This is a genomic window from uncultured Mailhella sp., assembly GCF_905187505.1.
Lineage (GTDB): Bacteria > Desulfobacterota > Desulfovibrionia > Desulfovibrionales > Desulfovibrionaceae > Mailhella.
Window position 1 is genome coordinate 1 of the sequence record NZ_CAJJIC010000104.1, and the last position, 8,545, is coordinate 8,545.

Annotated in this window: 10 protein-coding genes and 1 tRNA gene; all 11 read right to left on the bottom strand. The window is 57.9% G+C overall.

What is annotated here, in order from left to right:
• On the bottom strand, positions 1-2,584 hold a 2,584-nt coding region (gene rpoB / locus QZZ60_RS09025), incomplete at its 3' end, for a DNA-directed RNA polymerase subunit beta (RefSeq protein ID WP_295640679.1).
• A 239-nt stretch (positions 2,585-2,823) separates the two neighbouring features.
• Entirely contained in the window at positions 2,824-3,027 is a 204-nt protein-coding gene (locus QZZ60_RS09030; protein WP_295640681.1) for a hypothetical protein, read from the bottom strand.
• 941 nt (positions 3,028-3,968) lie between these two features.
• The gene (rplL, locus tag QZZ60_RS09035; protein ID WP_295640683.1) at positions 3,969-4,349 is read right to left on the bottom strand and encodes a 50S ribosomal protein L7/L12; all 381 of its coding nucleotides are present in this window, start codon (positions 4,347-4,349) and stop codon (positions 3,969-3,971) included.
• Between the two features lie 69 nt (positions 4,350-4,418).
• Positions 4,419-4,940 (bottom strand): 50S ribosomal protein L10, encoded by a 522-nt coding sequence (gene rplJ, locus QZZ60_RS09040; protein WP_295640685.1) that lies wholly within the window; start codon positions 4,938-4,940, stop codon positions 4,419-4,421.
• Positions 4,941-5,106: 166 nt separating this feature from the next.
• Positions 5,107-5,814, bottom strand: a complete 708-nt coding sequence (gene rplA / locus QZZ60_RS09045; RefSeq protein ID WP_295640687.1) for a 50S ribosomal protein L1 — start codon at positions 5,812-5,814, stop codon at positions 5,107-5,109.
• A gap of 146 nt (positions 5,815-5,960) precedes the next feature.
• Positions 5,961-6,383 (bottom strand): 50S ribosomal protein L11, encoded by a 423-nt coding sequence (gene rplK, locus QZZ60_RS09050; RefSeq protein WP_295640689.1) that lies wholly within the window; start codon positions 6,381-6,383, stop codon positions 5,961-5,963.
• Positions 6,384-6,468: 85 nt separating this feature from the next.
• The gene (gene nusG / locus QZZ60_RS09055) at positions 6,469-7,059 is read right to left on the bottom strand and encodes a transcription termination/antitermination protein NusG (RefSeq protein ID WP_295640691.1); all 591 of its coding nucleotides are present in this window, start codon (positions 7,057-7,059) and stop codon (positions 6,469-6,471) included.
• A gap of 49 nt (positions 7,060-7,108) precedes the next feature.
• Positions 7,109-7,300, bottom strand: coding sequence for a preprotein translocase subunit SecE (secE, locus tag QZZ60_RS09060; RefSeq protein WP_295640693.1), 192 nt, complete (start codon positions 7,298-7,300; stop codon positions 7,109-7,111).
• A gap of 139 nt (positions 7,301-7,439) precedes the next feature.
• Positions 7,440-7,515, bottom strand: a tRNA-Trp gene (locus QZZ60_RS09065).
• A 13-nt stretch (positions 7,516-7,528) separates the two neighbouring features.
• Positions 7,529-7,678 (bottom strand): 50S ribosomal protein L33, encoded by a 150-nt coding sequence (rpmG, locus tag QZZ60_RS09070; RefSeq protein ID WP_178578166.1) that lies wholly within the window; start codon positions 7,676-7,678, stop codon positions 7,529-7,531.
• 4 nt (positions 7,679-7,682) lie between these two features.
• Positions 7,683-8,545, bottom strand: an 863-nt coding sequence (locus tag QZZ60_RS09075; protein WP_295640695.1) for an elongation factor Tu, incomplete at its 5' end; no start/stop codon positions are given.

Sequence of the window (8,545 nt, forward strand, 5' to 3'; positions counted from 1 at the left end):
CCACGTTGGGAATGTCGCGGGTGATTTCTTCCGGTCCGAGCTTGGTGTCGCGGGCGGCCACTTCGAATTCCTCGATGTGGATGGACGTGTAGATGTCGTCCTTCACCGCGCGCTCGGAAATGAGCACGGCGTCTTCGTAGTTGTAGCCGCACCAGGGCATGAAGGCCACGACCAGGTTCTTGCCGAGAGCCAGTTCGCCGTTTTCGATGCCGGGACCGTCGGCGAGCACGTCGTTCTTCTTCACGCGCTGACCGGGGTAGCAGGTGGGCTTCTGGCCGAAGCAGGAGTTCTGGTTCGACTTGTGGTACTTCAGAAGGTCGTAGCTGCGCACGCCGCCGCGGTCTTCAAGATACAGGTTGTCGTAGGCCACGATGACGCGTTCGGCGTCGGCGTAGCGGACCACGCCGTCACCTTCGGCAAGAAGGCAGGCGCCGGAGTCGCGGGCCACGTCGTATTCCATGCCGGTGCCCACGAGAGGACGTTCGGAACGCAGAAGCGGAACGGCCTGACGCTGCATGTTCGAGCCCATGAGGGCTCGGTTGGCGTCGTCGTGTTCAAGGAAGGGAATGAGCGCGGCGGAAATGGACACCATCTGGCTCGGAGAAATGTCCTGCAGGGTGACTTCGTCGCGGCTTGCCATGAGCACGTCGCCGCCGGTGGAGCGGACGGTCATGTTCTCTTCGGTGAACCGGCCGTTTTCATCCACGGGCGCGTTGGCCTGAGCGATGATCTGATCCTTTTCGCAGGAAGCGTCGAGGTGCACGATCTCGTCGGTGCGGTAGCCGTTGCGGATCACGCGGTAGGGCGTTTCAATGAAGCCGTACTCGTTCACCTTGGCGTAGGTGGTCAGAGAAACGATAAGACCGATGTTCGGGCCTTCAGGCGTTTCAATGGGGCAGATGCGGCCGTAGTGGGAGGTATGAACGTCTCGCACTTCAAAGCCCGCGCGCTCACGGGTAAGACCGCCGGGGCCCAGAGCGGAAAGACGACGCTTGTGCGTGACTTCCGACAGGGAGTTGGTCTGGTCCATGAACTGGGACAGCTGAGAGGTGCCGAAGAATTCCTTGAGCACGGCTGCCACGGGCTTGGGGTTGATGAGGTCGTGGGGCATGAGCGAGGCCACTTCCTGAATGCTCATGCGCTCCTTGATGGCGCGTTCCATGCGCACAAGGCCGATGCGGTACTGGTTTTCCACCAGTTCGCCCACGAGACGCACGCGACGGTTGCCCAGATGATCGATGTCGTCGGGCGCGCCGTTGGTGTCCTTCATGGTCACGAGCACCTTGATGGCCGTGATGATGTCCTCGTCGGTGAGGGTCAGAACGTCCTTGTCGGTGGTGAGACCGAGGCGCAGATTGAGCTTGTAGCGGCCCACGGCGGACAGGTCGTAGTAATCGGGATTGCGGAACAGGTTGTCGAAGTAGCTGGCCGCGATCTCGGGCGTGGGCGGAGAGCTCGGACGAAGACGACGGTAGATTTCCTCCTGCGCCTTCTCGGTGCTCGTGGTCTTGTCGAGCATGAGGGTATCGCGGATGGAGGAGGAAGTGTCGGCGCCCTTGGTGTGCAGCATGGAAAGGCTGGTCACGCCCGCTTCCTGAATCTGCTCGAACAGGGAAGGCGTCACTTCGTCGGCGGCTTCGGCCATGATTTCGCCGGTGGCGGCGTTCACCACGTCCTCGCCGACGAAGAGGCCGTACAGGGCGTCGGGGGCCACTTCGATGAACTCGATGTTCGCAGAGGCGATCTTGCGCCAGTCGCGCTTGTTCATCTTCTTGCCGGCCTTGACCACGACGTTGCCGTCGGCGTCAAGAATGTCGTTGTAGGCAAGACGGTCCTTGTCGTTGCCGAACAGCTCGGCATCGGCGCGCATGAACAGACGGCCGCCGTCAAGACGATACTCTTCCTTCTTGTAGAAGGTGTCGAGTATCTGGGTCTTGGACATGCCCATGGCCTTGAACAGGATGGTGGCAGGCATCTTGCGGCGACGGTCGATGCGCACGTACAGGATGTCCTTGTGGTCGAAGTCGAAGTCGAGCCACGAACCGCGCATGGGGATGACGCGGCAGGAATAAAGCACCTTGCGGGACGTATGCGTCTTGCCGCCGTCATGCTCGAAGATGATGCCGGGGGAACGCTGCAGCTGATTGACGATGACGCGTTCCGTGCCGTTGACGATGAAGGTGCCCTTTTCGGTCATCAGCGGAAGCGTGCCGAAATAGATGTCCTGTTCCTTGCCGTCACGGTAGGTGCGGGTACCTGTGGCTTCATCGACGTCGTAGATATCGAGACGTACCTTGATGCGCACGGGAGCTTCGTAGGTCAGACCCTTGGAAATGCACTCGGCCTGATCATACTTTGGCTCGCTTATCTCATAGCCCAGATATTCCAGGCTGGCGGTGCGATTAAAATCTTCGATGGGGAACACCGACCGGAAGACTCCTTCGAGTCCCACGTGAGGGTCGCGTTCCGATTCCTTGCGCCCTTCCTGAAGGAAGGCGCTGTAAGAGTCCACCTGAAGATTCAAAAGGTGCGGAATGGGAATGGACACTTTGATTTTGCCGAATTGCTTCGTAAGCTGACCCATTACTTTACCTCAAGAATGGCAGTTGTCCGGCCCTGCGCCGGAAAATTGACGTACGGAAGAAAGCCTTGACACAAAAAGTGCAGACGCGAAAAAACAGGCAACAAAGCCCCCCTTTCCTTGCCTCGGAAGGGGCGTTGCCTGCGGTTTATGGCATCTGGTCATAAGGATCGTTCAATGTGTGATGCCTGCATATCCGTCCGTAGAGATTATCCTAATGAGTCAGTCAGACTAACCCCTTATCAGGCAAATAGCAAGTGTTTTCCCCAGACTATTTTCCATATTTCAGGATAGCCCATTTTTTTGCAAAAAACAATTCCTGTTTCTGTTGACAAGCAGGATTTTTCATTTTTTTTCTTTTTTTTCCAAAAAATCCATGTATCTTTGCCCCTCCTCTCTTCAATGGAGGCGCGGAAAAAATTTCCTGACGGCGTGTTTCCGTCCATCAATGCGCCATGAAGAGAACATCATGCCCCATGACCATGCAATGCGCGTCCTGCGGGAACCAATTTTTCTCACGTCAAAAACAATGCGCCGAAAAAAAGACCTGAACGCATCTCACGACGTTCATTTTCCCCGGATGAGCATGAGGCGATGCCCTGTCATGGAAAACCACGCACGCCGTTCCTGAAATGTCCTTTTCTCCGCACGTCATCGCCAACGGACACAAGAGGCACTCATTTCCGACAATTCCGGCCGGAGAACCGACAGAGCGGGTCCCTCCGGCTTTTGTCCGCCGGCGCTCCCTCCTGATGCCCCATGGACGACAGGCCTCTTCCCGGAGTGATGCGCTTTTCCCTGCAACGAAAAACGACGCGGACGAACAGGTCTTCCTTACCCGTGCGCTGTAGCCCCTGCAAAGGCCCGTCCTGCGACCGACGCTTCGGCCCGTACGGCGTCCGCCCTTCTCCCCGTACGGACAAAACGTCACGATCTGCCAAAGGCAGACACGCGCCCGGCCCTGTTCAGGCTTTCATCTGCCTGCATCACGACAGACCGCCTCCGGGCGGAACACTCCGGCTCATTTTTTCCCCCTGCAAAAAAACTCGCCTCTCCCTCTGCCCGCTGCAACAACAGCAGCCCGTCATCCGATGAACTCTCCGCCCCCCTGACCGACGACACGCCAATCGTGCCGTTTCCTCCCCCTCTGCCTTCTCCTGAAAGCGCCGCAGGCTCAGGCGTTCACGGCCGGGGACTCCCCTGCTCCTTCGAATCGGCAAGACAGAAACATTCCCGCCATCCCAAAACGCGTCGAAAAAACTCCCATAAATTGCCAAGCGGCGCCTGTCTTTTTCCGTCGTCTGCACGTTCCGACATACGAAGATTTAAACAAAAAAAGCCCCCTCGGGCTGAGGGGGCTTCATATTCACATCGCTGTGAAGGGAACTTACTTGATTTCGACGGTAGCGCCGGCTTCGGTGAGTTCCTTCTTGGCAGCTTCGGCGTCTTCCTTGGAGACAGCTTCCTTCAGGGTGGAAGGAGCGTTGTCGACCTTTTCCTTGGCTTCCTTGAGGCCGAGGCCGGTGAGGGCGCGCACGACCTTGATGACGCCGATCTTGTTGGCGCCGACTTCCTTCAGGATAACGTCGAATTCGGTCTTTTCTTCTTCAGCAGGAGCGGCAGCGGCGGGAGCAGCGGCAACGGCAACGGCGGGAGCAGCGGCGGAAACGCCGAACTTCTCTTCGAGTTCCTTGATGAATTCAGCCAGTTCGAGCACGGTCATGTTGGAGATGAACTCAACAACCTGTTCCTTGGTGATATCGGCCATGGTAATGACTCCTTAAAAAAATTCTTTGACTTTGATGGTTTGGGGCGAAATGGCAGCCAAAGGACGCCGTTAGGCGGCCTTCTTCTCTTCGATAGCCTTGAGGGCGTACAGAAGAGGACGAACCATATTGGCCATGAGAGACACAAAATTGGTGGGCACGGCGTTCATGGTCGCCAGAGCCTGAGCAAGCAGCTGTTCCTTGGAAGGCAGCTTGGCGAGATCGGCCACCTGAGCGGGGGTCAGGGCCTTGCCGTCGAGGCTGGCCTGACGGATCTCAAGCTTGTTGTTGGTCTTGGCGAAGTCCGTGAGAGCCTTGGCCACACCGACCGGATCATTGAATCCAAGGGCAATGGCACAGTTATCCTTCAGAGAAGAAGAGATGGAGCTGTGTTCGGTGTCTGCTAAAGCGATGCGGGCAAGAGTGTTCTTGACGACGTGATATTCGCCGCCAGCGGCGCGCAGCGCCACACGGAGCCCGGTCAGCTCTTCCACCGACATACCCTTGAAGTCGGTCACAACCGCAAACGAGGCACGAGAGGCAACTTCCTTGACCTGCTCGATGATTACGGCTTTTTCAGACCTGTTCTTCACGTGATGCTCCTCACGATTGGGTGTTTTGTCTTGTGGAATGCCGAGCCAAAGAATCTGTCTGAGCAGGCTATTAAGACTTTCGTCACCTGCCGTCTTCGACCCGAAATTCCTTCCCTAGCCTAAATATTGGAAAGGCGGAAGGCATCCCTTGCGGGATGCCCTTCACTTAGCCTTCGATGAACTTCTTGCACTGGGCCATGTCGACCTTGAAGCCGGGGCCCATGGTGGTGGAAACGGTCATGGAAAGCATGTACTGGCCCTTGGCGGCGGAAGGCTTCAGGCGCACGACGGCGTCGAGCAGAGCCTTGAGGTTGCCGAGGATCTTTTCAGGTCCGAAGGAAACCTTGCCGAGGGGGGCGTGCAGCACGCCGGCCTTGTCAACCTTGAAGTCCACGCGACCGGCCTTCAGTTCCTGAACGGCCTTGGCAACGTCGAAGGTGACGGTGCCGGTCTTGGCGTTGGGCATCAGGCCGCGGGGGCCGAGCACACGACCGACCTGACCCACGAGAGCCATGACGTCGGGAGCGGCGACGGCGGCGTCGAATTCCAGCCAGCCGCCCTTGATCTGGGCGACGAGGTCTTCGGCACCGACCACGTCGGCACCGGCGGCACGGGCTTCAGCCTGCTTGTCACCCTTGCAGAACACGGCCACGCGGACGGTCTTGCCGAGGCCATGAGGAAGGGAAACAGCACCGCGGACCATCTGGTCGGAGTACTTGGGATCGACGCCCAGACGGAGGGCGACGTCAACCGTTTCATCAAATTTGGCGAAGGAAGCGCCAAGGGACTTGGCAACCGCGTCCTCCACGGAAAAACGCTGGGTCAGATCGATGCCTTCCAGCGAATTGCGATATTTTTTTCCATGCGTAGGCATGATGGTATTCCTTTCTTTGCGCTTGTCGTCTCGAATCTCCTGCCGGCAAAGGCCGGCAGTACGGCCGAATCCAACGAAATAGGCGCGGCGCGATGAACGCGCCCACATATCACACGTACGGACGCCGTCTTGCCACCTGAACGTTGTTACTTAACGTCCAGTCCCATGCTGCGCGCGGTGCCCATGATGTTGCGCACGGCGCCTTCGAGATCCTTGCAGTTCAGGTCGGGCATCTTCAGCTTGGCGATTTCCTCGACCTGAGCCATGGTCACGGAACCAACCTTGGTACGGTTGGGCTCGCCGGATCCCTTTTCAACCTTGGCGGCCTTCATCAGCAGAACGGGAGCCGGAGGCGTCTTGGTCACGAAGGTGAAGGAGCGGTCGGCATACACCGTGATGATCACGGGGATGATCATGCCCTTCTGATCCTGAGTACGAGCATTGAATTCCTTGCAGAAGCCCATGATGTTCACGCCGTGCTGGCCCAGAGCGGGACCAACGGGCGGAGAGGGGTTGGCAGCACCAGCAGGAATCTGCAGTTTGATCTTGGCAACTTCTTTCTTGGCCATTGTCGTTAATCCTTATTTTGCGGTTCAGGCTCAGGCCTGACATCTGTCGATGAAACAATCCGGAGCAGAAATTTCGGGTGAGGGCTCAGCCCTTGGTCACCTGGATGAAATCGAGTTCCACGGGCGTCTGGCGGCCGAAGATGGACACGGACACCTTGAGCTTGCCTTTGTCGTAGTTGACTTCTTCCACCACGCCGTTGAAACCGCCGAAGGGGCCATCAATGACCCTGACCTCATCACCGCGGTCGAAGTTGAACTTGGGACGAGGCTGTTCCTGACGGGTTTCCATCAACGAAAGAATGCGTTCCGCTTCACCAGGACCCATAGGTGCAGGACGATTTTTCCCTCCCACAAAGCCGGTGACTTTGGGGATGTTCTGAACCAGATGCCAGGAGAGGTCGGTCATCGTCATGCGGACCATGACGTATCCGGGATAGAACTTTCTGGTGGTGGTACGCTTCTGACCGCCCTTGCCGAGTTCGATGACTCGTTCGGTGGGCACGACCACATCGTGGATGCAGCCCTTGTCCTGGCCAGTGCGCATCAGTTCCCGGATCATCTGCTCGACTCTCTGCTCGAAGCCGGAGTACGTATGCAGGATGTACCAGTGGCCGGCATCCTGAGCGGCAGATTCAGAATTGACAGGGAATTCGGTGATGCTTTCTTGCTCAGCCATTGTATTTTACCCTTATCGGATGTGGAAAAGAGTGAACGGAATCGACCTCTCAGGCAAGGATCAGACGAACCAGGCTGGAAAGGATGAGATCCACCACTCCGAGAAGGATGGCCATGACGGCAACAAAGCCGAGCACCACCATGCTGGTGGTACGGGTTTCTTTCCAGTTGGGCCAGCTGACCTTGCGCAGCTCGACGCGAGACAGGAGAAGATAATCCCTGAATGCAGCAAAGCGCGCCATCAGGCCGCGATCTTCGCCAGCGGTCTGGCCGGACTTGCTGGAGGCAGTGGCGGGAGCCGCTTTTGCCTGGGAATTAGCTTCCGCGGCGTCACTCTGTTTTTTGCTCATGTTAGCCTCAAAACTGAAAAGACAAAAGAAATGGCAGGCCAGGAGGGATTCGAACCCCCAACGTGCGGTTTTGGAGACCGCCGCTCTGCCGTTGGAGCTACTGGCCTGCGCTATGAAGCACTACTTCGCTTCGCGATGAGTCGTATGTTTCTTGTCCCAGGGGCAGTACTTCATGACCTCAAGACGACCGGTAGTGTTCTTCTTGTTCTTAACCGTGGCGTAGTTGCGGCGCTTGCATTCCGTGCAAGCGAGCAGGATGTTCACGCGCATGGTATTACTCCAGGATTTCAGTCACCACGCCGGAGCCGACGGTGTGGCCGCCTTCGCGGATAGCGAAGCGTTCACCGGGAGCCATGGCGATGGGATGGATGAGTTCAACATTGAAGGTGGCGTTGTCGCCGGGCATGACCATTTCCACGCCTTCAGCCAGCTTGATGACGCCGGTGATGTCGGTGGTGCGGAAATAGAACTGAGGACGGTAGCCGGAGAAGAAGGGAGTGTGGCGGCCGCCTTCGTCCTTGCTCAGAACGTACACTTCAGACTTGAACTTGGTGTGAGGAGTGATGGACTTGGGAGCGGCGAGAACCTGGCCGCGTTCCACGTCTTCACGCTTGATGCCGCGGAGCAGAGCACCGATGTTGTCACCGGCCTGGCCCTGATCGAGCAGCTTGCGGAACATTTCAACGCCGGTCACAGTGGTGGTCTGGGTGGGACGGATGCCCACGATTTCCACGGTGTCACCGACCTTCACCACGCCGCGTTCCACACGACCGGTCACCACGGTGCCACGGCCGGAGATGGAGAACACGTCTTCGATAGGCATAAGGAAGGGCTTATCGGTTTCGCGGACGGGATCAGGAATGTAGGTGTCGCAGGCGTCGAGCAGGTCGAGGATGCACTTGGCATCAGGAGCCTGCCAGTCGTTGCAGTTCAGGGCGTTCAGAGCGGAACCGCGGATGACCGGAACTTCGTCGCCCGGGAAGCCGTTGGCGCTCAGAAGTTCGCGCATTTCCATTTCGACGAGGTCCAGCAGTTCGGGATCGTCGACCTGGTCGCACTTGTTCATGAACACGATGATGTAGGGCACGCCGACCTGACGGGCGAGCAGGATGTGCTCACGGGTCTGGGGCATGGGAC

Excerpts from the sequence above, each read along its gene's own strand:
- secE (WP_295640693.1), bottom strand. The coding sequence starts at position 7,300 with ATGGCGCGCTTTGCTGCATTCAGGGATTATCTTCTCCTGTCTCGCGTC.
- rplA (WP_295640687.1), bottom strand. The coding sequence starts at position 5,814 with ATGCCTACGCATGGAAAAAAATATCGCAATTCGCTGGAAGGCATCGAT.
- rplK (WP_295640689.1), bottom strand. The coding sequence starts at position 6,383 with ATGGCCAAGAAAGAAGTTGCCAAGATCAAACTGCAGATTCCTGCTGGT.
- nusG (WP_295640691.1), bottom strand. The coding sequence starts at position 7,059 with ATGGCTGAGCAAGAAAGCATCACCGAATTCCCTGTCAATTCTGAATCT.
- QZZ60_RS09030 (WP_295640681.1), bottom strand. The coding sequence starts at position 3,027 with ATGGACGGAAACACGCCGTCAGGAAATTTTTTCCGCGCCTCCATTGAA.
- rpmG (WP_178578166.1), bottom strand. The coding sequence starts at position 7,678 with ATGCGCGTGAACATCCTGCTCGCTTGCACGGAATGCAAGCGCCGCAAC.
- rplL (WP_295640683.1), bottom strand. The coding sequence starts at position 4,349 with ATGGCCGATATCACCAAGGAACAGGTTGTTGAGTTCATCTCCAACATG.